The organism is Siminovitchia thermophila (assembly GCF_016909185.1).
GTDB classification, from domain to species: Bacteria; Bacillota; Bacilli; order Bacillales; family Bacillaceae_C; genus Siminovitchia; species Siminovitchia thermophila.
On record NZ_JAFBFH010000009.1, the window covers coordinates 45,329 to 67,986 of the forward strand.

24 protein-coding genes and 1 riboswitch are annotated in these 22,658 nt (G+C 43.5%); of the genes, 2 read left to right on the plus strand and 22 right to left on the minus strand.

The window, feature by feature from the left end; translation table 11 throughout:
* Positions 1-371: 371 nt before the first annotated feature.
* From cydS to JOC94_RS08110, 9 genes are all read right to left on the minus strand, one after another.
* Entirely contained in the window at positions 372-473 is a 102-nt protein-coding gene (gene cydS, locus JOC94_RS23505; protein ID WP_408021909.1) for a cytochrome bd oxidase small subunit CydS, read from the minus strand.
* The gene (locus JOC94_RS08075; RefSeq protein WP_077110165.1) at positions 473-1,513 is read right to left on the minus strand and encodes a cytochrome d ubiquinol oxidase subunit II; all 1,041 of its coding nucleotides are present in this window, start codon (positions 1,511-1,513) and stop codon (positions 473-475) included. Before JOC94_RS08075 ends, cydS begins: the two co-directional genes overlap by 1 nt.
* Positions 1,510-2,856 carry a cytochrome ubiquinol oxidase subunit I gene (locus JOC94_RS08080; protein ID WP_077110164.1) on the minus strand — a complete coding sequence of 449 codons (1,347 nt, stop codon included), beginning with the start codon at positions 2,854-2,856 and terminating at the stop codon, positions 1,510-1,512. The genes JOC94_RS08075 and JOC94_RS08080 overlap by 4 nt, the downstream gene beginning before the upstream one ends.
* 165 nt (positions 2,857-3,021) lie before the next feature.
* Positions 3,022-3,798 (minus strand): sulfite exporter TauE/SafE family protein, encoded by a 777-nt coding sequence (locus JOC94_RS08085; RefSeq protein WP_077110232.1) that lies wholly within the window; start codon positions 3,796-3,798, stop codon positions 3,022-3,024.
* Positions 3,799-4,025: 227 nt separating this feature from the next.
* On the minus strand, positions 4,026-4,661 hold the full coding sequence (locus tag JOC94_RS08090) for a response regulator (RefSeq protein WP_077110163.1): 636 nt from the start codon (positions 4,659-4,661) through the stop codon (positions 4,026-4,028).
* Complete coding sequence (locus JOC94_RS08095) at positions 4,658-5,689, minus strand: ATP-binding protein (RefSeq protein ID WP_077110162.1); 1,032 nt, start codon at positions 5,687-5,689, stop codon at positions 4,658-4,660. Before JOC94_RS08095 ends, JOC94_RS08090 begins: the two co-directional genes overlap by 4 nt.
* A gap of 357 nt (positions 5,690-6,046) precedes the next feature.
* Positions 6,047-7,447, minus strand: a complete 1,401-nt coding sequence (locus tag JOC94_RS08100) for an MBL fold metallo-hydrolase (RefSeq protein WP_077110161.1) — start codon at positions 7,445-7,447, stop codon at positions 6,047-6,049.
* A gap of 15 nt (positions 7,448-7,462) precedes the next feature.
* Entirely contained in the window at positions 7,463-8,002 is a 540-nt protein-coding gene (locus tag JOC94_RS08105; protein WP_077110160.1) for a hypothetical protein, read from the minus strand.
* A 12-nt stretch (positions 8,003-8,014) separates the two neighbouring features.
* Positions 8,015-9,208, minus strand: a complete 1,194-nt coding sequence (locus JOC94_RS08110) for an FAD/NAD(P)-binding oxidoreductase (protein ID WP_077110159.1) — start codon at positions 9,206-9,208, stop codon at positions 8,015-8,017.
* A gap of 143 nt (positions 9,209-9,351) precedes the next feature.
* Here JOC94_RS08110 and JOC94_RS08115 point away from each other — a divergent pair, with 143 nt between their 5' ends.
* Positions 9,352-9,768, plus strand: coding sequence for a hypothetical protein (locus JOC94_RS08115; RefSeq protein ID WP_139345568.1), 417 nt, complete (start codon positions 9,352-9,354; stop codon positions 9,766-9,768).
* A 143-nt stretch (positions 9,769-9,911) separates the two neighbouring features.
* Here the strand turns inward: JOC94_RS08115 and JOC94_RS08120 are convergent, their stop codons facing one another.
* The 6 genes from JOC94_RS08120 to JOC94_RS08145 all read right to left on the minus strand — a co-directional run bounded on the left by JOC94_RS08120 (position 9,912) and on the right by JOC94_RS08145 (position 14,288).
* A complete protein-coding gene (locus JOC94_RS08120; protein ID WP_077110157.1) occupies positions 9,912-10,136 on the minus strand; it encodes a helix-turn-helix domain-containing protein in 225 nt (74 codons plus the stop codon).
* A gap of 131 nt (positions 10,137-10,267) precedes the next feature.
* On the minus strand, positions 10,268-10,480 hold the full coding sequence (locus JOC94_RS08125; RefSeq protein ID WP_077110156.1) for a hypothetical protein: 213 nt from the start codon (positions 10,478-10,480) through the stop codon (positions 10,268-10,270).
* A 68-nt stretch (positions 10,481-10,548) separates the two neighbouring features.
* Positions 10,549-10,998, minus strand: a complete 450-nt coding sequence (locus JOC94_RS08130) for an acyl-CoA thioesterase (RefSeq protein WP_077110155.1) — start codon at positions 10,996-10,998, stop codon at positions 10,549-10,551.
* 71 nt (positions 10,999-11,069) lie between these two features.
* Positions 11,070-11,837 carry a succinate dehydrogenase iron-sulfur subunit gene (sdhB, locus tag JOC94_RS08135; protein WP_077110154.1) on the minus strand — a complete coding sequence of 256 codons (768 nt, stop codon included), beginning with the start codon at positions 11,835-11,837 and terminating at the stop codon, positions 11,070-11,072.
* Positions 11,834-13,600: a succinate dehydrogenase flavoprotein subunit gene (sdhA, locus tag JOC94_RS08140; RefSeq protein ID WP_077110153.1), complete on the minus strand. Its 1,767-nt coding sequence runs from the start codon at positions 13,598-13,600 to the stop codon at positions 11,834-11,836. Before sdhA ends, sdhB begins: the two co-directional genes overlap by 4 nt.
* Positions 13,601-13,664: 64 nt before the next feature.
* The gene (locus JOC94_RS08145) at positions 13,665-14,288 is read right to left on the minus strand and encodes a succinate dehydrogenase cytochrome b558 subunit (RefSeq protein WP_077110152.1); all 624 of its coding nucleotides are present in this window, start codon (positions 14,286-14,288) and stop codon (positions 13,665-13,667) included.
* Positions 14,289-14,522: 234 nt separating this feature from the next.
* Here JOC94_RS08145 and JOC94_RS08150 point away from each other — a divergent pair, with 234 nt between their 5' ends.
* Entirely contained in the window at positions 14,523-14,966 is a 444-nt protein-coding gene (locus JOC94_RS08150; protein WP_321189656.1) for a YslB family protein, read from the plus strand.
* A gap of 98 nt (positions 14,967-15,064) precedes the next feature.
* Here the strand turns inward: JOC94_RS08150 and JOC94_RS08155 are convergent, their stop codons facing one another.
* From JOC94_RS08155 to JOC94_RS08185, 7 genes are all read right to left on the minus strand, one after another.
* Positions 15,065-16,297 (minus strand): aspartate kinase, encoded by a 1,233-nt coding sequence (locus JOC94_RS08155; RefSeq protein ID WP_077110151.1) that lies wholly within the window; start codon positions 16,295-16,297, stop codon positions 15,065-15,067.
* A 92-nt stretch (positions 16,298-16,389) separates the two neighbouring features.
* Positions 16,390-16,577: riboswitch (Lysine riboswitch) on the minus strand.
* A gap of 38 nt (positions 16,578-16,615) precedes the next feature.
* A complete protein-coding gene (gene uvrC, locus JOC94_RS08160) occupies positions 16,616-18,394 on the minus strand; it encodes an excinuclease ABC subunit UvrC (protein ID WP_077110150.1) in 1,779 nt (592 codons plus the stop codon).
* Positions 18,395-18,834: 440 nt separating this feature from the next.
* A complete protein-coding gene (trxA, locus tag JOC94_RS08165; RefSeq protein ID WP_077110148.1) occupies positions 18,835-19,149 on the minus strand; it encodes a thioredoxin in 315 nt (104 codons plus the stop codon).
* 119 nt (positions 19,150-19,268) lie between these two features.
* Positions 19,269-20,249 carry an electron transfer flavoprotein subunit alpha/FixB family protein gene (locus JOC94_RS08170; protein WP_077110147.1) on the minus strand — a complete coding sequence of 327 codons (981 nt, stop codon included), beginning with the start codon at positions 20,247-20,249 and terminating at the stop codon, positions 19,269-19,271.
* Between the two features lie 43 nt (positions 20,250-20,292).
* Positions 20,293-21,057 carry an electron transfer flavoprotein subunit beta/FixA family protein gene (locus tag JOC94_RS08175; protein WP_077110146.1) on the minus strand — a complete coding sequence of 255 codons (765 nt, stop codon included), beginning with the start codon at positions 21,055-21,057 and terminating at the stop codon, positions 20,293-20,295.
* A 36-nt stretch (positions 21,058-21,093) separates the two neighbouring features.
* On the minus strand, positions 21,094-21,861 hold the full coding sequence (locus JOC94_RS08180; protein WP_077110145.1) for an enoyl-CoA hydratase: 768 nt from the start codon (positions 21,859-21,861) through the stop codon (positions 21,094-21,096).
* Positions 21,862-21,878: 17 nt separating this feature from the next.
* Positions 21,879-22,472 (minus strand): TetR/AcrR family transcriptional regulator, encoded by a 594-nt coding sequence (locus tag JOC94_RS08185; RefSeq protein ID WP_077110230.1) that lies wholly within the window; start codon positions 22,470-22,472, stop codon positions 21,879-21,881.
* Positions 22,473-22,658 lie beyond the last annotated feature (186 nt).

Below are 22,658 nucleotides of genomic sequence, written 5' to 3' on the forward strand. Positions count from 1 at the left end.
AATAGGGTTGATTATGTAAAAAGCGTAATTTCCCTATCACAATAAAGAAATTACGCTCATTTCAATATCCCTTTATCTCGTTGAAAAAAGTCTCGTCCAACTCGGTAAGGAATACCTTCTGATTTCAGAAGTGGTTTTTAAAAGTTATTTGAGTAAAAAAGGCACATTATTTCACTCTTCAAAAGGATCTATTATCATTTTTAGCTACATTTTCTGTTGGGTCAAAGCGAACTTGCTCCCACGTTTCATTTCCTGTTTTACAAAATAGAAGGAACACAATACCCAGCCCGATTAGGAAATGGTCATTTTTCACCGATTTTGGCAACCTGTTATAAGGACACTACTATTACTTTAGGACACGTCTACATTTGTTATTTTGTTAAATGTACATCTTTTAAAGCTGCCCAAAACGCAACACCGACTGCTGCAGCCAAGGTAAGAAAAGGTGCGTAGAAGATAAAGAAATTCTGCATCAGGAATATCTCCTTTTGTTTGTATGAATGTGTTGTCCGGTGACGTAATCTTTGTTGAAAAGAAATAATCTCAACAGTAAATAAAGAGAGGGGATCAATAATCCCAGTCCGGCAATAAAGGCGACAACCAGCGATATTGCCATCGTTTTATTTGTAAAGCCATCATAGATCGTTAAATGCGGGTAAAGCAAGTAAGGGTAATGTGAAAAGCCATATGCAAAAAAAGCAAGGGCAAATTGACCCGCCAATAAGCCGAAAGCTCTTCCGTAATGCTTCCTTTTCCAGATGAGCCAAACCGTCCCCAAGAATAAAAGGAATGATAAAGCGAACATCCACCAGAGATTGAGCAAGTTCCCAAAGTGTTCCGGATTATGGGCCCGGATTTCGACAATGATCCCGGAAGCGGTGATAATCAATGGCATTGACCAGATGAGCGCATAGTTGCGCATCAACTCCGTTGCATCTTGATCATGCGCTTTATGGGCATACCAAGTCAGAAAAACGGCGGAAATATAAAGTACGGCCACAATGCTCAATACCACAATGCTCCATGTAAGGGGACTGGTAAACAACTCCCAGTAGTCCAGCACGGGCTTTCCATCCACGATCGAAACAAATCCGCCTTCTGAAATGGTCAGCACAATCGACAAAGAGGCAGGAAGGAACAGTCCTGACAATCCGTACATGAACGAATATCCTTTATGCCCTCTCGCTCCATACGTTTCAAAAGCATAGTATGACCCTCTGATTGCCAATAATAAAATGGCGATACTGACAGGGACAAGTAGTATGGTTCCGTAGTAAAAAGCCGTTTTGGGGAAGAAACCGACGATGCCGACAAAAAAGAATACGAGGAACACGTTCGTCACTTCCCAGACAGGCGAGAGATAGCGCTGAATAATATTCGTCAATATATGCTGCTTGCCGTTAAATAAGCTATATGCGTTAAAGAAACCTGCCCCAAAATCAATCGAAGCCACAATGACGTAGCCGAATAAAAAAGTCCATAACACCATAATGCCTAAGATTTCCAGATTCATTGAACTGCACCGCCTTTTTCCGCTCTCCGTTCTTCAAGCTCACGTTCTACGGGGTTTCTTCGGAACATTCTGCTTAAAACGATGGCACTGCCTATGGCAAGAATGAGATATAACCCAGCAAAAAGGATGAGCATCATGTCAACGTGACCGCTTGTTGTTGCAGCATCGGAAGTTTTCATAAGGCCGTAGAGAATCCAAGGCTGTCTTCCTACTTCAGCCAGCCACCAGCCCGTCTCGATAGCCACGATTGATAAGGGACCGCCGAGAACGATAAGCCAGTGGTACCACTTGCTGTTTATAAAGGACCAGCTTCTTTTCATTCCCAACCAGTAGACAAAGGATAACAGCGTCATCCATACACCGATGGAAACCATGATATCGAATAAGTAGTGGATATAAAGAGGCGGAATTTCTTCCTCTTTGATTTGATCCAATCCGATAACTTCAGCCGAAGGATCGGTGTATGCTAAAATACTTAACGCTTTGGGAATTTCAATGGCATATTTAACTTCTCCATTTTCCAATTTCCCGAACAAAATTAATGGTGCGTCTTTAGATGTTTCAAAGTGCCACTCGGCAGCCGCCAGTTTTTCTGGCTGATAATCAGCCAGGTATTTTCCTGAAAAGTCACCGATGATTGCCGTTGCGATAGAGAAAATCAATCCTAACTTCATTGTCAAATAAAGAGCTTTTTTGTGATAAATATGGTCTGAACCTTTTAACAATCTGAAACCGGCGATGGCTGCCAAAATAAAAGCGGATGTCATAAACGCGCTTGACACAACGTGTGCCACTTTTGTAGGCATGGCCGGATTAAACATGGCTAAGATCGGGTTGATATTCACAAGCTCACCATTGACAACATCGAAACCTTGCGGGGCATTCATAAATGCGTTCACAATTGTGATAAAAACGGCGGAAAAAGCCGCCCCCGCCGCCACTGGGATCAGGAGCAAGAGATGCTTGCGCTGGTCTTCGAACCGATCCCATGTGTACAAATAAATTCCCAGGAAAATGGCTTCGAAAAAGAAAGCAAAAGTTTCCATGAACAGCGGCAGAGCGATGACATTCCCCGCCAATTCCATAAAGTTGGGCCACAAAAGGGAGAGCTGTAAGCCGATTGCTGTTCCGGTCACAACTCCGACGGCAACGGTTATCACAAAACCGCGAGCCCACCTTCTTGCAAGTAAAATATAATGCTCATCGTTTTTCTTGATGCCGACCCACTGTGCAATCATGATCATCAGCGGGACACCGACTCCAATTGTGGCGTAAATAATATGGAAGGAGAGGGTAAGTTCGGTTAATAATCTGCTGTAAAATAAAGAATCTCCATTAAACATGAAACATTCACCCTTTCATCAACTTCCGAGAATTCGTCCAAGCATGGATAGAAGCATAATGGCTGCTACGCCAAATACAAGTCCCATCAATACCTTTTCATGTTTTTTGTAAAGCATTGCGTCACCCCTGTCTTGATTTGCTGATTAAATCGTAATCAAAAAAATCTATAAAATATCAGTCCAAGTCTTGATAGCTGTCGCCAAAATCAAAACAGCCAAAATGAGTTGCAATACCTTTGTGTTCAATTTGCCGCTTACTTTTGCGCCAAGCGGAGCCGCTATGATACTTGCGATGATCATGATGGCCGCCGATTTATATTCAATTTGGCCCGTGGCTATTTTTCCTACCGTTCCGCCGATGGAAGAAATGAATGTGACGGCCAAGCTTGAAGCTATCGTCATACGTGTAGGAATATGAAGAACGGTCAACATAATCGGCACCAATAGGAAACCTCCGGCAGCACCAACAATTCCTGAACCAATACCGACAATCAACGCCAACCCCATTGCTAATGGTTTGTTAAAAGTCACCTCATGCATCGGCTTATCATCCACTTTTTTCTTGGGAATAAACATCATGACCGCCGCAATGACGGCAAGTGTACCATATACAATATTTACAGTATTCTCTGACAAGGCACCTGAGCCCAAGCTGCCGATCAGACTCCCGATCAAGATGGCAGACCCCATATAAATAATTAAATCTTTTTTTAAGAAGCCGCCTTTCCTATAGGCCCAAACACCCGCAATAGATGCGAAAAAAACTTGAATCGCGCTGATCCCCGATACTTCATGGGCAGTGAATGTGGCCATTCCGAGAAGGGGCGGGATATAGAGAAGCATCGGATATTTAATGATTGACCCGCCAACCCCGACAAGTCCGGAAACGAACGATCCGACAAAACCGATGAGAAATATGATGATAAAAAATGTCCAATCTATTTTTAACACCTTCTTTCTTTATTCACTTATCTTTAAACTCAGTATAAAAAAAGAGAAAAGAAAAAAGTATAGGGGGATTCCACCATAAGTAAAATCAGTTTGACAAGGTTGTGACAGAAATTCCATTGAAGGAAGATCAACTAGCAAAAACGAAAAAACCCAAATGCATGCCGGCATTCGGGATCTTCCTTGAAGCGTGATCATCTTTTACAGGTACAAGCCAATCACTACTTGATGTAGTCATTGGCAATTCCGTACTGAATCAATTCAGCCTTTGTTTTGACATTAAGCTTTTGCATTATATTGGACTTATGATTTTCTACTGTTTTTGTACTGATGAACAGTTGATCGGCAATTTGAATGTTGGAATAACCAAGAACGGTCAAGCGTAAAATTTCTTGTTCCCGAGTCGAAAGGATATCCGCTTTCTTCTTCCCCTTTTGTTTATACAGCTTTTCAATCTGTTCTTCAGGTAAGCCTACTTCATAAAAATTCCTGCCCGTATAGACAGCTTGAATCGCCTGATACATTTCGCCCCCCTGGCTGTTTTTTAAAATATATCCGTCCGCTCCCACTTCAATGGCCTGGCGGATGTAGGCGAGCTCGTTATGCATCGTTAACATGATGACTTTGATATCCGGCTGGTGTTTTTTAATTTCGATGGTGGAAGTAAAACCGTCAATGCCTTTGGGAATCGAAATATCCATTAAAATAACATTCGGCCGCAATTGTTCCGCGAGTTGAATCGCCTCGGCACCATCAGAGGCTTCTCCTACCACTTCGATATCTTGATACTTTGTTAATAACAGTCCAATACCTTTTCGAATTAACACATGGTCATCCACCAGTAACACTTTAATCATATTTCAGGCCTCCATCTTGGAATAACAATATCAATGGACGTTCCCCGCCCGATTTCCGACAGGATTTTGCACGTGCCTCCCAGCTGATCAACCCGTTCTTCCATATGCTTTAAGCCGAGTCCTTCATTTTGGATTTTATCACGAGCAAAGCCGATGCCATTATCTTTGATGGTTAAATATATATGGGTTTTATCACGCAAAAGATTAATATCTACTTTCGTTGCTTTCGCATATTTGATCACATTATGCAAAGCTTCCTGTGTAATACGATACAGGTTGATTTCTACGGCTGGGTCGCTACGATCAATCCCTTCCGTGGTTAGTTCAATATCAATCCCCGGGACCTGTTTATGGATCAATTCGATCAAATGGCGGATCGTTGGCTCTAAGCCAAGTTGATCAAGGCTATGGGGACGCAGGCGATGCGAGTATGAATTAATGTCGTCCATCACTTTCTGTAACTCTTTTCGCACTTCGACAATATATTCATTCAGTTGTTTGTTATCATGCACAAATGATTCAATGGCTTGTAAGGCGACAGACACGGAAAACAACGATTGGCCAACACCGTCATGCAGTTCGTGGGCCAGCCTTTTATGCTCTTCTTCCTTTGCTTCGATTAGTGCGCGGATCATTTTTTTATTGATGGCCGCTTCCCTTGCCCGTTTATGCAGTTCATGATTCCGTAAAACGAGCAGATATTCAGTCTCTCCGGTATCTTCATTCATATATATAGCAGCGGTACTCATTTCCACATCAATGGTTTTTCCATGATAGGTCGGCATCTCCGATAAGAATGTCGGCACCTCTTTATTTGCTATCAAGTAGCATGTGGGTTCGCCCTCTTTCAATTCGCGGGTTTTGCAATAAGAGCAATAATCGACATACCCGCCGACTTTCCAACCTGTCATTCTTACAGCGGCAGGGTTAATCATGACAATTTCCCTGCTTTCCTTCATGACAATGATGCCTTCCAACATGTGCTCATATATTCTCCGAAGATATTTGTTTTCCATGTCTGGATTCATGATTGGGCCTCCTTTAGCTACAACTCCTTTGTTGTATCTATTTTAATAAAGTTGTTGATTGAAAAGCCATGTTTTTGCAGCCAGCGGATGAAGCAGTTACTTTCAAGTTGTTATTGTACGGCTGTTTTTTTCAGTGGGGCTAATAGCTGTAAGAATAGGAATTCCCTGTTTGAGACAGCAACCGCCTGAATAGCAGTCACACGCATCTAAGATTTGTTCATTTTAAACGTCACCCGTTTTTTCTTCTTTTTGTATAGGTGGCCCAAACCGGGACAAAGAAAATAAGAAACGAAATGACACGCAATCATCCCCAAAAAGAGTGCCCTTATGAACAAGAGCACTCTTGAGTAAAATGGATTAATTTTTTACATCTTTGGTCCATTGGCCATAACCGCCAGCCATATTGACAAGGTTATGATAGCCATTCGCTTTTAAAATACTGGCGGCAATGGCGGAGCGGCCTCCAGATTGGCACTGGACAATCAATTTTTTATCCGCAGGCACTTCGTCCAAGCGATTTTTCAGTGTTCCGACCATGATATGCTGAGCTCCTTCGATATGGCCTTCTTGATATTCTGTTAAATTACGCACATCAAGCACTGCCACATCCTCTTGCTCCATGAGCTCTTTTGCTTTTAAAGGAGTTACGTTTTCATAAGAATCTAGCTCTTGAGCTTGCTGTATCATATCTGTTGCATCCGCATATGCTGCCACTTTGTCGATGCCGATGGAACGGAGGGCAATCAACATTTCATCAAGTTGAGCTGGGTCTGCGAGCAGGTATAATGGTTTTTCATAGTCGACAATCCACCCCATCCAATTGGTGAATGAGTTATTGAAGGGAATATTCATAGTCCCTTTTATATGTCCCCTTGCAAAGCTTGCTGCATCCCGTGTATCAATTACTTGGCTTCCTTTTGCGACCAGGCGCTCTACCTCATCAATGGATGTGATCGTTTGGACTGGTGGCAAATCTTTGATCAGACCGATTCCTACTTTATTGACATGTTTCATCACAGCAAAATAATAGGGGGGCTCAGGTTGACCTTCCAGCAATGCTTTGACGAATTCATCTTCGTTGTCATATTTCATGGCCCAGTTGAATTGTTTTTCATACCCGACAGTAGAGGATGGAATGGCTCCCAATGCTTTACCGCATGCGCTGCCCGCCCCATGTGCTGGCCACACTTGCAGGTAATCGGGTAACTTTTTGAAGCGCTCGACGGATTTGAACATTGCTTTCGCTCCAGCATCTGCCGTTCCTTGAATACCTGCCGCTTTTTCCAGTAAATCGGGGCGGCCGATATCGCCCGCGAATACGAAATCGCCGGTGAAAATACCGATTGGTTTATCCGCGGCTGCTACGTCAGTCAACAGGAATGAAATGGATTCCGGTGTATGGCCGGGTGTGTGCATCACTTCAAATGTTAAACGTCCCAATTCGAATTTGTCGCCGTCTTTGAGCAATTGATGCGATATTCCGTCAAGGTTTTGATATTTCCAGTTTTCATCCCCTTCGTCGGATAGATATAGTTTTGCACCGAATCTATCGGCCAATTCGCGTGATCCTGCTACAAAGTCAGCATGAATATGTGTTTCAAGCGCGCCAACAATTGTCATGTTTTCTTTTTCAGCGACCTGGATGTAAGGTTCGATATTTCGCATAGGGTCAATAATGACTGCTTCCCCTTTTTGCTGACATCCGACCATATAAGATGCGTGTGCCAGTTTTTCATCATAAAAATACCGTAATAACATTCTGAATCTCCCCTTTTATATTGTTTTATTCAAAGTGGTCAGCGTAGCTTGTACATATTTCAGTCCTTGTTGTACTGACGGCTCTTTTAACCATTTCAGGATAGTGATTAGTTTGATAGGTTCAGAGTCGGCTTGCGCCTTCTGCTGAATATCCTTCACAATGCGCAGCCCCTGTCTGCCTTTTTCAACAACGGGATCAGCATATGATTTCAAGCTGGCTGCCGCATATTCCAAAGAGGCTTCGTCATGTAAAATGGCTTCGCCAAATTCCAGGAAGTTATCGAGTTTTTCAATGAGTTCATTTAAACGCGGCAATTTCTCAAGAAGACTGATGAGTGCTTCTACTGTTTCCAAATCAAGATTGTAGCTGCGGATCAGCTCGTCATATTGATTGAGTGATTGTTTATCTTGTAAAACGGCTTTTCCAAAGTCGATCCATTCTCCCAAAGTTTCCATGTTCTTTTGATATGTTGGTAAATTGACGAGTAAGTTGACAATGGCTTTCTGTGTTTCTGGCTGCTGTAGTTGCTGTTGTATCGGATTCATTTCCATCATATCCGCGCTCCTCTACATTGTTCCTTTTAGCATGCCGTTCCAGTACATGATTGGAAGTAAGTCTTTCTTCATCATATACATGCTGGCCCGTTCAACGCCTTGGTTAAACGGCATAGATTCCGCTGGTTCCTTTGTATAGTCAAACTCCGCCAAGATCAATTTGTTGTAGCCAGTGACGATCGGGCAGGAAGAGTATCCGTCGTAATGGTGGTTCATTTGCTGGTTACGCATGCTCGCAACAATATTTTCGGCAACGACTGGTGCCTGTTTTCGGATGGCGGCGCCTGTTTTTGATGTTGGCAAGTTGGCGTTATCACCCAAGCCGAATACATTGTCATATTTTTTATGCTGTAACGTATACATATCCACATCCACCCAGCCGTTTTCATCTGCCAAGGGACTGTTGGCAATAAATGTTGGAGCTTTCATATGGGGGACGGCATGTATCATGTCATACCGAACTTCTTCGATGCTTCCCGTTTCAAGATTCTCAAATATTGCCACTTTCTCTTCCGCTTTGATCTCCTTGAGGTCGCGGCGGAACCGCGCATTGATCTCTTTACGTTCCACTACTTTTTTAAGGGCATTGCGATATTTTACCACATCAAAAATTGCCGGGTTTGCTGAACCGAATACAATGTTCACATTTTGCCGTATCCCTTTTTTTCGGAAAAAATCTTCAGCCAGGTACATGATTTTTTGTGGAGCACCTCCGCATTTCACTGGGGAATTTGGATGTGTGAATAAAGCTGTTCCTGATGTGAAATGACGAATTGTTTCCCACGTATACTGCACATGTTCAAATGAATAGTTACTGCAGACGTTTTTTGTACCGAGTGACTCTTTTAACCCTTTAATGGAACCCCAGTCGATTTCGATTCCTGCTGCGACTACTAAAAAGTCATAGGTAACTGCTGTTTGATCTTTTAAAATAACCTTGTTATGATCCGGATCAAAAGTGTCGACAGTTTGTTGAATCCAAAAAGCTCCTTCTGGTATAAGGCTTTCCATATCACGTTCTGAATCTTCTTTTTTCGCCGCTCCACCTCCAACAAGGGTCCATAGTGGTTGATAATAATGTTTTTGTGCGGGATCTATAATAGCTACTTCATTAGCTAAATGATGTGACTTGCGAAGTAAACGCGCTGCGACAGATATTCCAGCTGTGCCGGCTCCGACAATAACAACTTTAAAAGAGTTTCTCATGCGTTAGCCTTCTTTCTTATATTCTATGAACTTTCTACTCTAACCTTAATCAAAGATGGGAGAGAATCCTATAGGGGAAATCCCCTAATTCATTCGTGCGAAAAAAGGGGTTGTCAATATAGCTGAGGTTGTTTCCACTCATTTTGCAGCAATATTTCTATCGTTCTTATCAATGCCCTGCCATCAACGCAAATACTTTGGTTAAAGTCAATAAAGTATTGATCAATCGTGGAACAGCAACGGACCACTCAAAAAGAAAACGGGAAAAGAAATGGCCAAGTCAGGCTGCTGAAGATGAAAAGAAGATGCTGATCTTCCCAAAGAACGATCTGTGTGGAGGCAGACGTTTTTATCCGGAGAACAGTTGGAAAGCCAATCATGCCATTATGTATGAGAGATGGGAAAAGAGCTATAGGGTATTAAGAATAACCCTTGACAATGATGGTTTTGATGATGGATTTTCTCAGAAATGGATTCTTGCCGGGAATGTTACAGAAACACAAGCCCACTATGGGCTCGAAAACAATATCAAAAGATGCTTCATCAGACCTTTACCTTAACCGTCAACCTAACGAACAGAAATTGGAACGAATCATCACCGCATAACAAATCTCCTTTAATGAAAAACAAGTGGTCAAGAATCGGCGCGCCTTGCTGGCCGCAAAAACAAAACCGGTTCCCTTACGGAAACCGGTTTTGCTTATTATAGCTTTAGTTCCCCCATGCGCAAAAGTTCAACGACAGCTTGAGAACGCCCCTTGACTCCGAGCTTTTGCATGGCATTGGATATATGATTCCGAACCGTTTTTTCACTAATAAACAGTTCGCTTGCGATTTCCTTTGTGGTCTTATCCTGAACTAACAGCTCAAAAACTTCTTTTTCTCTTTTCGTGAGCAGCGGTTTATGAGTGAAATCGTTCTCCTTCAACTATTGTAACCCTCCTTGCCTTCGCCAGCTTAAACCGTGGGGATGGGTATTTTAATTGTCACCACATCATATGTGAATTAAATATCGTGAGTGACATGTTGAAGGCAAGAAAAGGATAAATAGGCTTACGATTACTTTTTTTTACGTTGATTTCCGGGATGGATGTCCCCTGCATCTCCTTTAAATAAGAAAAAGGAGATAATTGCGGATAAGAGGGCTGCTCCAATAGCAAGATATACGCGGATATTCGGTTCGATGTCTGTGTAATGCTTATTGAGCCACCACATTGACAGAAAATAAACAATAATCCCGATCGGGAGCGCATACAAGGCGATTCTCTTCATTGTCAACTTCCTTTATTAAAAAGTATGTATCCGAGGTCCTATTCGTGACATGCAACCATTTTCGCCTTTCAGGAGCTTAACAACTTATTCTTCATCTCATCTGTCCATGGAACGCTTTTTCCTGTCTTTTTGGATACTTGCACCATGGCGCCTCTCCCCGTAAAGCATGGTGAGCCATCTTCACGTGTCGCAAGGTAATGAAGATCTACAGAGGATTTTCCCACCTCACCTACTTTCACATATACTTTTAACAATTCGTCGAAATACACCTGGGCCATGAAATCACATTGCAGATCGGCGACTACCGGCATCGTTTCGTGTTGTTGTTTTACCCAGTTCTGCATAAATCCTTTTTCTTTGAAAAAAGCAATCCGCGCCTGCTCAAAATAAACAAATGGAACTGTGTTGTTCAAATGGCCGAACATATCTGTTTCCGAAAAACGGACCTTCACTTCCTGGTAAAATGAAAATTCTTTTTTCCATTCGTTAAAGTCATGAATATAACTGATTCGGGACATCATGATCCTCCTTTTAAAAAAACAGCAGCTCCACATGGGAAAACTGCTGTTTTTGAAAATGATCTTCTTCCTTAATCCACCATATGGTCGCTTCCGAAGAAGTTTTTAAACATTTGAATGTTCGTTGCACGGTTCATTGCGGCAATCGAAGTCGTCAAAGGAATGCCTTTAGGGCAAACTTGCACACAGTTTTGCGAGTTTCCGCAACCGCTGATTCCACCGTCTTCCATCAGTGCTTCCAAACGTTCATCTTTATTCATTGCTCCGGTTGGATGGGCATTGTATAGGCGCGGGAGCGAAAGCAGAGCAGGACCAATAAAATTGGACTTGCTGTTTACGTTCGGGCATGCTTCTAGACAAACGCCGCAAGTCATGCATTTGGAAAGTTCATATGCCCATTGACGTGTTCTTTCCGGCATCCGCGGTCCCGGTCCAAGATCATATGTGCCATCAATAGGAATCCATGCTTTGATTCGTTTCAACGCATCAAACATTCGGCTGCGGTCAATGACCAGGTCGCGTACTACCGGGAACGTATCCATCGGTTCCAAACGGATGGGTTGTTCCAGTTGGTCAACGAGTGCCGTACACGATTGACGCGGCTTTCCGTTGATTCTCATGGAGCATGCTCCGCAAACTTCTTCAAGGCAGTTCATGTCCCAGGCAACAGGTGTTGTTTTTTCCCCTTTTGCGTTAACCGGATTTCGGCGAATTTCCATCAAAGCGGAGATAACATTCATATTCGGCCTGTATGGCAGTTTAAACTCTTCTGTATATGGCGGTGAGTCAGGATGATCTTGACGAGTTATGATAAAGGTAACTGTTTTGTTTTCACTCATCCCTTGTTCTCCTCTTTCTTTTTGGTATAGTCGCGTTTCCGAGGTTTAATTAACGATACGTCTACTTCCTCGTAACTGAATTCAGGCCCGTTTTTGCCCGGATTATACATCGCCATTGTTGTTTTTAACCATTCTTCATCGTTACGGTCCGGGAAGTCTGGCTTGTAGTGCGCTCCACGGCTTTCGTTTCGGTTTAAAGCTCCGATTGTAATTACGCGGGCAAGCTGCATCATGTTCCATAGCTGTCTTGTAAAGACCGCCCCCTGGTTGCTCCAGCTCGTTGTATCGTTAATGTTGATATTTTTCCAGCGTTCCATTAATTCAAGAATTTTATCATCTGTTTCTTGTAGTTTTTTATTATAACGAACAACTGTTACGTTGTCTGTCATCCACTCGCCGAGTTCTTTATGAAGGACATAGGCGTTTTCCGTACCGTCAAGCGACATAATTTCAGACCATTTTTCTTCTTCCTTTTTAACGGCTGAATCAAATAGTGTAGAAGATAGGTCTTCGGCTGTTTTATCAAGGCCATTCACATATTTTAATGCTTCGGGGCCCGCGACCATTCCTCCAAAAATGGCGGATAGCAATGAGTTTGCTCCTAGACGGTTCGCTCCGTGCTGTGAATAGTCGCATTCGCCGGCTGCGAATAAACCTTTAATATTTGTATGTTGTTCATAGTCAACCCACAAGCCGCCCATCGAGTAATGAACTGCAGGGAAGATTTTCATTGGCACTTTACGCGGGTCATCACCCGTGAATTTTTCATAAATTTCAATAATGCCGCCAAGTTTCACATCCAGTTCATGTGGGTCTTTATGGGATAAATCCAAGTAAACCATGTTTTCCCCGTTAATACCGAGTTTTAAGTCCACACACACATGGAAGATTTCCCGTGTGGCAATATCACGCGGAACAAGGTTTCCGTATGCCGGATATTTTTCCTCGAGGAAGTACCAAGGCTTTCCGTCCTTATATGTCCAAACACGGCCGCCTTCACCACGCGCAGATTCACTCATTAAGCGAAGCTTGTCATCACCGGGGATGGCAGTCGGATGGATTTGAATAAATTCTCCATTGGCATAGGCTGCACCTTGCTGATATACAATCGATGCTGCAGAGCCGGTATTAATGACAGAGTTCGTTGATTTTCCAAAAATGATTCCCGGTCCTCCGGTTGCCATGATAACAGCATCGGCAGGGAATGATTGGATTTCCATTGTTGTCAAGTTTTGCGCGACAACTCCACGGCAGACACCGGAATCATCTTGAATGATGCCAAGGAAATCCCAACCTTCAAATTTATTGACAAGGCCAGCTACTTCATGACGGCGAACTTGTTCATCTAGGGCGTATAACAACTGCTGCCCCGTAGTCGCCCCCGCAAATGCCGTCCGATGGTGCTGTGTTCCTCCAAAGCGCCGGAAATCAAGCAATCCTTCCGGCGTTCTGTTAAACATAACGCCCATCCGGTCAAGCAAGTTAATGATCCCTGGCGCTGCTTCACACATGGCTTTTACAGGAGGCTGGTTAGCCAGGAAGTCTCCGCCGTAAACCGTATCATCAAAATGGATCCAAGGGGAATCTCCTTCCCCTTTCGTATTTACAGCCCCGTTAATTCCACCCTGGGCACACACCGAGTGTGACCGTTTTACGGGTACTAGCGAAAATAGATCTACGGGGTGTCCTTGTTCTGCAATTTTTATAGTTGCCATCAAGCCGGCCAATCCGCCGCCGACGACGATAATTTTACCCTTGCTCATCGTGTGGTTTACACTCCTTTTTAGCTACTTGTTCTATTGGTTATCCGCAATCCGTGCAAAAAACTCAGCTAAAGAATCCTGGTACAAAGGCCAACGCTGCGCGGATGCCAATGACCGAAAGAATGACAAAAAATACTCCCATTACCCAAGATGAAATATATTGTGAACGTGGTGACTGGGTAATGCCCCACCGAACAAGGAAAGACCACAGTCCGTTGGACAAATGGAAAGTCGCAGAAAGAATTCCAATGATATAAATGATGAGCATGATTGGATTGGACAAAATGTCCTCCATCATTTGAAAATTCACTTCTGCACCCAGAGCTTTTTGGATACGTGTTTCCCATACGTGCCAGGAAATGAAAAGTAATAGGATAATACCCGAAATTCTTTGCAGTGTGAACATCCAGTTTCTGAAAAAGCTTAATCTGACTGGATTATTGTCTGCGGTAAATGCAATGTAGATCCCGAGAATAGCATGAAACAACAGCGGTATATAGATAACGACAAATTCCAGAATAATGACAAATGGAAGATTTCCGACAAAACCTGCCGCCCTGTTAAATGCTTCTTCTCCCATAGTAGCGAAATGGTTAATGAAAAGGTGCTGCACCAAAAAGACCCCTACCGGTATCACCCCGAGCAATGAATGCAGCCTGCGCCAATAAAACTCATTTTTTCCTGCCACAATGTAACCTCCCTTAGTACTTTGCATGTGCTTTAATCGTTTGTACAAATTATGGATGTCGAATAACACAATTCTTTGTAACAATTATGTGACCATATTACATTCTACTCCCCTGTTCATGGCTCGTCAAGGCAATGGATTCCAATATTCGAAATTCAACGCCCTACAGAATTTTCCCTAAGCTGTTCAAAAATCGTTTATAATAGAAACTAGCATTAGAGAGGGGTATGAATAGTGGAATCTCTAACTAAAAAGGAAAACAAACAACAGGAAGTGCCCATGTTTGCCTACGAACTGCTCAGAGATGTTCTCATTCCGGACTTGCTTGGCGATGACATATTCGAAATCTCTTATTTGGCGGGTAAAAACTTGGCCAGAAAGTTTCCCCTGTTATCAATCGACGAAGCTTTGTCGTTTTTTGCCGAAGCCGGATGGGGTCATTTGCAGATCGTTCATGAAAAAAGAAATGAATACAAGCTTGAATTAAGCGGCTGGATCGTGAAAAGACGGCTGCAAATCAACTCCCAATCTTGTTTCCGCCTGGAATCGGGTTTTATTGCCGAACAAGTACAGTCGATGAAACAAGCATTGGCGGAAGCCTTTGAAGAAATCGACAAAAAACAAATGAAGGTGATCATCACCGTCAGATGGGATAAAAACGACCCGGTAGGTTCGTGAATCCCTTATTTGCGCTATTCGTCAGAAATAAATGCATCCCTTTGGGCACGAAGGAGTAGCCTGCTCTATTTAGAAGCAGGCTTCTTTTCCTGTATCTTTTATTTTTCAGCCGATTGCAAGACGCCTAGTTCAAAAGCGTCATGCAAGCTTTGAGCCGCTTCTGTCATGCAATCTGAATCGACGACGGCAGACACTTTGATTTCAGACGTGCTGACCATTTTGATTTGAATATTTTTATCAGCCAACACTTGGAACATTTTTGCGGCCACTCCCGGATTAGAGACCATTCCGGAACCCACAATTGATACTTTGGCAAGCCCCGTCTCACACTCAATATGCTCAAATCCGATTGCATCCTTTTCTTGTTCCAAAACCTGGACTGCTTCTTGACGGTCCTTATTTTTAATAGAAAAAGACAAGTTTGTTTTTCCACCTTCAATTTGACTTTGAATAATGATATCAACATCAATATGATTTGCCGCCAAAGTAGAGAAAATAGCCGGCAATCCGGTAATTTCATTTGAAAGACCAAAAACGGTCATTCTCGTAATTTGATCTTCAAAAGCAACTCCGCGAACAATGAGATTTTTTTCCATAGATACTTCCTCCTCAATCACAGTTCCTTCTTCATCTTCCACGCTCGAGCGGACTTCCAGGCTGACGTTATGGTTTTTCGCAAATTCAACTGCCCGCGGATGCAATACGCCAGCACCCAAGTTGGCCAATTCCAACATTTCATCATACGAAATGGATGAAAGCTTCCTTGCTTGCGGGACGTAGCGAGGATCAGAGGTGAATACGCCGGTTACATCCGTGCAAATGGAACAACGTTCAGCACCAAGGGCCGCTGCAAGTGCCACTGCTGTCGTATCAGAGCCGCCTCTGCCAAGTGTTGTGATTTCCCCATCTTCGGTTACCCCCTGGAAGCCCGCCGCAACAGCAATCTTCCCTTCTTGAAGAATTTCTTCTAGATGGTCGGTTTTTACGTCAACGATTCTTGCGTTGCTGTGGACTTTTTCTGTAACAATTCCGGCCTGCCAGCCGGTCAGGGAAACAGCCTGCTCTCCCATTTCAGTCAGCGCCATGGTCAACAAGGAGATGGATACTTGTTCACCTGTCGCCAAAAGCATGTCCATTTCACGCTTTGCCGGGTTGTCTGTTATCTGCCCCGCCAGTCCCAGGAGCTGGTCAGTTGTTTTACCCATCGCAGATACTACGGCGACGACGTTCTTGCCACTTTTCTTGATGTTAATAATCCGCTTCGCCGCCTGCTTGATTTTGTCCGTGGTACTTAATGATGAGCCGCCAAATTTAATGACTACCGTTCCCATTTACATGCCTTCTTTCTTTCTCATAATAAAAAAGCAATGAGAAGCTGCTCTCATTGCTTGTGATACACGATGCCACATCATATCGACGCACAATCTGAGATAGCCCTCCAGCATGAATGTACCTTCATGCTGACAATCCTGCACTTATTCAATGCAGAACCAGCAAAAATAATGATGGGTCTTATTTTCACTTCGGCGATCCTTCCCTTTCGCCATCCTTCTTCGAAGCCCACACTTCTCCAGACGGTTACTCTTTAAGGACCGCACCTCTATCAGTTTGTTAAATTTGAATTATTATAGCATGCAATAATCAAACATTCAACTCTGCTCTTCAAATTTCTCTTTCAGCTTTTCGGCAACAGGCTGCGGAATGCCGATATTCGTAAAGTCTTCCAGCGACGCTTCTTTCATTTTTTTCAATGAGCCAAAGTGGCGAAGAAGCAGTTTTTTCCGGGCCGGCCCTATACCCGGCACTTCATCCAATGCGGACTGAAATGCGCTTTTTCCTCTTAGCTGGCGATGAAAAGTAATGGCAAATCGGTGAACTTCATCCTGAATCCGTTGGAGTAAATAAAATTCATGACTGCTTCTTCCCAATTCCACCACTTCAAGGGGATCGCCGAACAAAAGCTCAGAAGTTCTGTGCTTATCATCTTTGGCTAGCCCCGCAACCGGAATCTCCAGTCCCAGTTCATTGATTAATATATCTTTGGCCGCCTCTATTTGCCCCTTGCCGCCGTCTATTATGATCAAATCAGGCAACGGCAGGTGATCCTTTAACACCCTCGTATATCTCCGTCGAACGACTTCACGCATTGATTCATAATCATCCGGCCCTTCAACCGTCTTGATTTTGTATTTACGGTATTCTTTTTTATCAGGCCTTCCATCGGTAAAGACAACGAGGGCAGAAACCGGGTCAGTTCCATGTATATGAGAGTTGTCAAATGCTTCTATACGATATGGCGGATAAATGCCCATTGCCTTGCCCAGTTTTTCCACTGCGCCAATCGTCCGTTCTTCATCCCGTTCAATAAGCGCAAATTTGTCATGAAGGGCCATTTTGGCGTTTTTTTCTGCCAATTCCACCAAATCTTTTTTTAGTCCCCTTTTTGGCTTTAACACTTTTGCCCCGACAAGCTGTTCCGCAAGCTCCTCGTCTACCACTTGGGGAAGAAGAATTTCTTTCGGTTTAAAATGCTGCGGCTGTAAATAAAACTGGCCGAGAAATGTCAAAAACTCTTCCTCTTCCTCGGCATATACCGGAAAAAGGGAAACATCTCTTTCTATTAGCTTGCCATGTCTGATAAAAAAAACCTGCACACACATCCAGCCTTTTTCAATCCAAAAACCAAAAACATCCCGATCTGTAAAATCAGTAGAAATAATCGTTTGTTTTTCCATCGTTGATTCAATATGGGATATTTGATCGCGATATTCTTTGGCCCGTTCAAATTCAAGATTGTTGGAGGCTTCGTACATTTTGTTTTCCAACTCTTTTTTTACATCTTTATAACCACCGTTTAAAAAGCGGGTAATTTCACTTGTCAGTTGTTTGTATGTTTCCTGAGATACTTCATTTACACACGGTGCCAAACATTGCCCCATATGGTAATAAAGGCAAACCCGGTCAGGAAGCGCCCGGCATTTCCGCAAGGGATATATGCGGTCAAGCAACTTTTTCGTTTCATTGGCTGCATAAGCATTCGGATAAGGGCCAAAATATTTCCCTTTATCCTTTTTCACTTTGCGAGTCGTGATCAGCCGCGGATGGCGTTCATTCGTCAGTTTGATATATGGATAGCTTTTATCATCTTTTAAAAGAACATTGTATTTCGGCGAATGCTTTTTGATCAAGTTCATTTCCAAAATGAGTGCCTCAATATCAGATGAGGTGACGATATATTCAAAGTCTTGTATTTCAGATACAAGGCGTTGCGTTTTTGTGTCATGGGCTCCTGTAAAATAAGAACGAACCCGGTTTTTTAATATTTTTGCTTTTCCAACATAAATGATTGTTCCATGCCTATCTTTCATTAAGTAACAGCCGGGAAGATCAGGCAAAATTTCCAGCTTATGTTTGATGGCATTATTCATTCAAGTTACCTCCCGGTGCCAAGCGACTGCCCTACGCTCATATCATATGTGATAAGTTCGGATTAAGCTTCATGCAGCTTCGCGATAAGGTGAAACAAGATTTCCTCATTTAGGGACACGCGTATACGAAAAAAACAAGCTTCCTTTATGCTCTTTCCGCGAAGTAAAAGGACCTTCACATGCTTCCTGAGATTCGGCAACCATGTGAAACAAGTGTCTTCCCCGCTTTCGCTGCGCCGCAAGAGCATACGCATACTGAATGTGCCACCTTGAAATTTTTGTCAAGGCAAACGCTACTGCCCTTAGGGGCGCTTGCATGCTGAGTAAGCTAACTTGAAACACTTGCGATAGCATGCTTCAGGAGCACATGCTTCCTGAGTTGCATTTGACCTTGGTCAGAAAAAAATCCGAGCAATTTCGGCTCGGATTTTCACTTCGGTTTACAAATGTTTGTTGACTAACTCAGCCAATGCTTCTTTTGGCTGAAAGCCGACTGTTTTATCTACTACTTCTCCATCCTTCATGACAAAGAGAGTAGGAATACTCATTACGCCGTATTGGCTGGCTGTTTCCTGGTTTTCATCAACGTTTACTTTGACGATTTTCGCTTTATCTCCCAACTCGCCATCAAGTTCTTCAAGAACGGGAGCAATCATTTTACATGGTCCGCACCATGGCGCCCAAAAGTCGACAAGAACGACTCCACTCCCTGTTTCCGCTGCAAAGTTTTGGTCAGTTGCATTAACTATAGCCATTTTTTTACCTCCTAATAAACTATCCGAAGCTAACGCAAGTATATCATCAGGCAGTGATCCGCGCTAACAATTTGCCTGCACTTTAGTATACCCGAAACAAAAGCATTTACACACGGGGTTTAAGAGGAGGCAACCTTGATTTTCTTGAATTCTTCCGTCAGTAAAGGAACGACTTCGAAAAGGTCGCCGACTATGCCGTAGTCCGCCACATTGAAAATGGTGGCTTCGGGATCTTTGTTAATGGCAACAATCACTTTTGAGTTGGACATTCCGGCCATATGCTGGATCGCTCCTGAAATACCGCAAGCTATATATAAATCAGGCGTTACTACTTTTCCTGTTTGTCCAATTTGCAGGGAATAATCGCAATAATCCGCGTCGCATGCACCACGCGAAGCTCCAACAGCACCTCCGAGCACATCCGCCAATTCCTTGAGCGGTTCAAAGCCTTCCGCGCTTTTCACTCCCCGTCCACCGGCAACAATGACCTTCGCTTCCGACAAATCAACGCCTTCGCTCGCTTTTGTCACAACTTCTTTCACAATTGTGCGAAGGTCTTTTATTTCAACGGTCATCGTTTCCGCATTTCCGGTTTTGGAAGCGTCCTTTACCAAACTATCTATATTATTTGGGCGGATTGTGATCATGAGCGGTTCTTCGGTGCTCACCACTTTTTCAAACGCTTTTCCGGAATAAATCGGGCGGGTAAACGTAAATTCACCGTTCACTTCCTCAATCGCCGTTACATCAGATATTAAACCGGCGCTCATTTTATTCGCTATTTTCGGAGACAGATCTTTCCCCAGCGCCGTATGGCCGAAAACAATTCCCTCTGGCTCTTCTTGATTGACCACTGCCATGAATGCTTGGGAATATCCGTCGGGTGTGTAGTGTTCGAGTTGATCATCTTCGACCACTACGACCCGGTCTGCGCCGTATTGAAAAAGTTCATTTGCTTGATCTTTGACCGATTTGCCGATCAGTACAGCCGTTACCTCTCCGCCTGCAGCTATTTTTTTCCCTGCGGCAATCGCTTCAAACGATACGTTTCTCAATATGCCTTCACGCAATTCACCAAGTACCAACACCTTTTTTGCCATCACCTATAACCTCCTGTTTCTCTATATAAGAATCCGAAATCAGTTAAATCACTTTGGTAAGCAAGCCAGCCAATTCTTTCACCTGGTCGGAAATATCCCCCTCCAAAATGCGGCCTGCTTCTTTTTGCGGCGGTAGGAATATTTCAACCGTTTTGGTCTTGGCTGCTACGTCATCTTCATCGAGATCCAAATCATCCAGTTCCAGTTCCTCCAGCGGCTTTTTCTTGGCTTTCATGATTCCAGGCAAAGATGGATAACGCGGATCATTCAGTCCTTGTTGGGCTGTTACGAGCAAAGGAAGCGAAGCTTCTATGGTTTCAGAATCACCTTCTACATCACGGACAATTTTGACGTTTTCACCTTCAATTTCGAGTTTCGTAATCGTTGTCACATATGGTATATCGAGTATGTCGGCAACACGGGGGCCAACTTGTCCGGAACCACCATCAATAGCGACATTACCGGCAAGTATCAAGTCGGGATCCTTGTCTTTTAAATATTCGCCCAAAATGTGCGCGACAGTCGTTTGATCATATTCATCCAGGTCATCTTCGATGTTGATCAAAGCTGCTTTGTCCGCTCCCATGGCAAGGGCGGTGCGCAATTGCTTTTCGGCTTCCTCATCCCCAACCGTTACGACTGTTACTTCCCCGCCGTGGTCGTCACGGACACGGATTGCTTCTTCAATCGCATATTCGTCGTATGGGTTGATGATAAACTCGGCCCCTTCTTCATCAATCTGGCCGTTAGAAATCGTAATTTTCTCTTCCGTATCAAATGTTCTTTTCATCAGTACAAAAATGTTCATTCTATGACCCTCCCAGTCTTTGAAAATCAAAAGTTGCTATTCTCCTATAAATTTGGGCTCCCTTTTCTCAATAAACGCCGAGATGCCTTCCTTTCCATCGTTTGAATCAAAAAGTTCGCCAAATCTCTTGGCTTCCAGTTTCAGCCCTTCTTCAAACCGTCCGCCATGGTAAAGCAACTCGATGGCCGCCTTTAAAGAGAGTGGACTCTTTTGCGCGATTAGATGTACCATTTCTTTTGCCTTTTCCAGCAATTGCTCTTCCGGATAAGCATGATTGGCCAGTCCCCATTTAACTGCTTCATCCCCCGTGAGCGGAGTACTTGTAAATAACATTTCAGCCGCCTTTGCAGTTCCCACATAGCGCGGCAACCGCTGTGTTCCCGCAAAGCCGGGGATCAGCCCCAATTGCAGTTCCGGGAGCCCAAGTTTAGCGTTTTCACTTACAAGTCTGATATGACATGCCATGGCGAGCTCTAGACCACCCCCAAGCGCAGCGCCATGTATTGCAGCGATAACCGGTTTTGAAAAGTTCTCAATCTTTTCCAAGACTTCCTGTCCGTTTTGGGCGAGACTAGTAAAGGCTTCCCCACTTTCAACCGCTGTGAATTCTTTAATATCGGCACCGGCAGAAAAGAAACGGCCTTCGCCATGCAAAAGAATTGCCCTTATTTCCGAATCATGTTCAAGGTCTTCGAACACGCTCGCAAGCTCCTGCATCACTTGCCGAGACAATGCGTTCGCGGGCGGACGTTCAATCTTTAGGATCGCTGCATTCCCCTCTTTAGTGACAGTGATGAACTCCATTATGTAGTCCTCCTTCTTTATACACTGCTTTTTAATTTACACCCATACAGGATTAATTCATGTACTTTCGGGGCAAGCGCAACCAAATCATACTTATGTTCATTCAAAACCCACGTTGTGGCTGTTTCATCCATCGTGCCAAAGATCATTTGCCTTGCAAGCCGGATATCCAAGTCGGCGGCCAACTCCCCGTTTTCTTTTCCGAAAACCAATATATGGTCGATCACTTCTAAATATTCTTTTAGCACTTCGTTAATTTTAAAGCGGAGCGCCTTATTGGATTGCCGCAATTCAAGCTGGGTCACGATGGCCAAGTATTGGTCTTCGGATAAAATCCGAAAGTGGTTTTGAATCATTACTAATAATTTCTCTGCTGCCGTTTTTTTTCCTGCTGTTACTTCATTTATTTTTTGTACAAACATGCCCATTTTCTCTCTAAAGACGGATATGAGAACATCCTCTTTGTTTTTAAAGTAAAGATAGATTGTGCCATCAGCGACTCCGGCCTGGCGGGCAATTTTAGAAATTTGGGCCTGATGGTAACCATTTTCGGCTATTACTACCACAGCCGCCTCAATAATTTGTTTATATTTCGGTCTGTTTCTTTTCACATGTTTCACCTTTCCGCACCATAAAATGAATGATTGTTCATTCATCATTCTATCCTAAAGGTTCATTTTTCATCTGTCAAGCAATACCGTGCAGAAGAAAAGAGCCCGCCGGCTCCAGCAATACGCCTTTTTCATTGTCCAACAAACCAAGGGAAAATCGCTGTGAAGTTTTCTTATATGTGATAA

What these genes read in the sequence shown, in the direction of transcription:
- uvrC (WP_077110150.1), bottom strand. Translation starts at nt 18,394, where the DNA reads ATGAATAATGCCATCAAACATAAGCTGGAAATTTTGCCTGATCTTCCC.
- JOC94_RS08175 (WP_077110146.1), bottom strand. Translation starts at nt 21,057, where the DNA reads ATGAACATTTTTGTACTGATGAAAAGAACATTTGATACGGAAGAGAAA.
- cydS (WP_408021909.1), bottom strand. Translation starts at nt 473, where the DNA reads ATGCAGAATTTCTTTATCTTCTACGCACCTTTTCTTACCTTGGCTGCA.
- JOC94_RS08075 (WP_077110165.1), bottom strand. Translation starts at nt 1,513, where the DNA reads ATGAATCTGGAAATCTTAGGCATTATGGTGTTATGGACTTTTTTATTC.
- JOC94_RS08095 (WP_077110162.1), bottom strand. Translation starts at nt 5,689, where the DNA reads ATGAATCCAGACATGGAAAACAAATATCTTCGGAGAATATATGAGCAC.
- sdhB (WP_077110154.1), bottom strand. Translation starts at nt 11,837, where the DNA reads ATGAGTGAAAACAAAACAGTTACCTTTATCATAACTCGTCAAGATCAT.
- JOC94_RS08125 (WP_077110156.1), bottom strand. Translation starts at nt 10,480, where the DNA reads ATGAAGAGAATCGCCTTGTATGCGCTCCCGATCGGGATTATTGTTTAT.
- trxA (WP_077110148.1), bottom strand. Translation starts at nt 19,149, where the DNA reads ATGGCTATAGTTAATGCAACTGACCAAAACTTTGCAGCGGAAACAGGG.
- JOC94_RS08090 (WP_077110163.1), bottom strand. Translation starts at nt 4,661, where the DNA reads ATGATTAAAGTGTTACTGGTGGATGACCATGTGTTAATTCGAAAAGGT.
- JOC94_RS08155 (WP_077110151.1), bottom strand. Translation starts at nt 16,297, where the DNA reads ATGGGAACGGTAGTCATTAAATTTGGCGGCTCATCATTAAGTACCACG.
- JOC94_RS08180 (WP_077110145.1), bottom strand. Translation starts at nt 21,861, where the DNA reads ATGGAGTTCATCACTGTCACTAAAGAGGGGAATGCAGCGATCCTAAAG.
- sdhA (WP_077110153.1), bottom strand. Translation starts at nt 13,600, where the DNA reads ATGAGCAAGGGTAAAATTATCGTCGTCGGCGGCGGATTGGCCGGCTTG.
- JOC94_RS08105 (WP_077110160.1), bottom strand. Translation starts at nt 8,002, where the DNA reads ATGATGGAAATGAATCCGATACAACAGCAACTACAGCAGCCAGAAACA.
- JOC94_RS08100 (WP_077110161.1), bottom strand. Translation starts at nt 7,447, where the DNA reads ATGTTATTACGGTATTTTTATGATGAAAAACTGGCACACGCATCTTAT.
- JOC94_RS08080 (WP_077110164.1), bottom strand. Translation starts at nt 2,856, where the DNA reads ATGTTTAATGGAGATTCTTTATTTTACAGCAGATTATTAACCGAACTT.
- JOC94_RS08110 (WP_077110159.1), bottom strand. Translation starts at nt 9,208, where the DNA reads ATGAGAAACTCTTTTAAAGTTGTTATTGTCGGAGCCGGCACAGCTGGA.
- JOC94_RS08130 (WP_077110155.1), bottom strand. Translation starts at nt 10,998, where the DNA reads ATGTCCCGAATCAGTTATATTCATGACTTTAACGAATGGAAAAAAGAA.
- JOC94_RS08170 (WP_077110147.1), bottom strand. Translation starts at nt 20,249, where the DNA reads ATGGCAAAAAAGGTGTTGGTACTTGGTGAATTGCGTGAAGGCATATTG.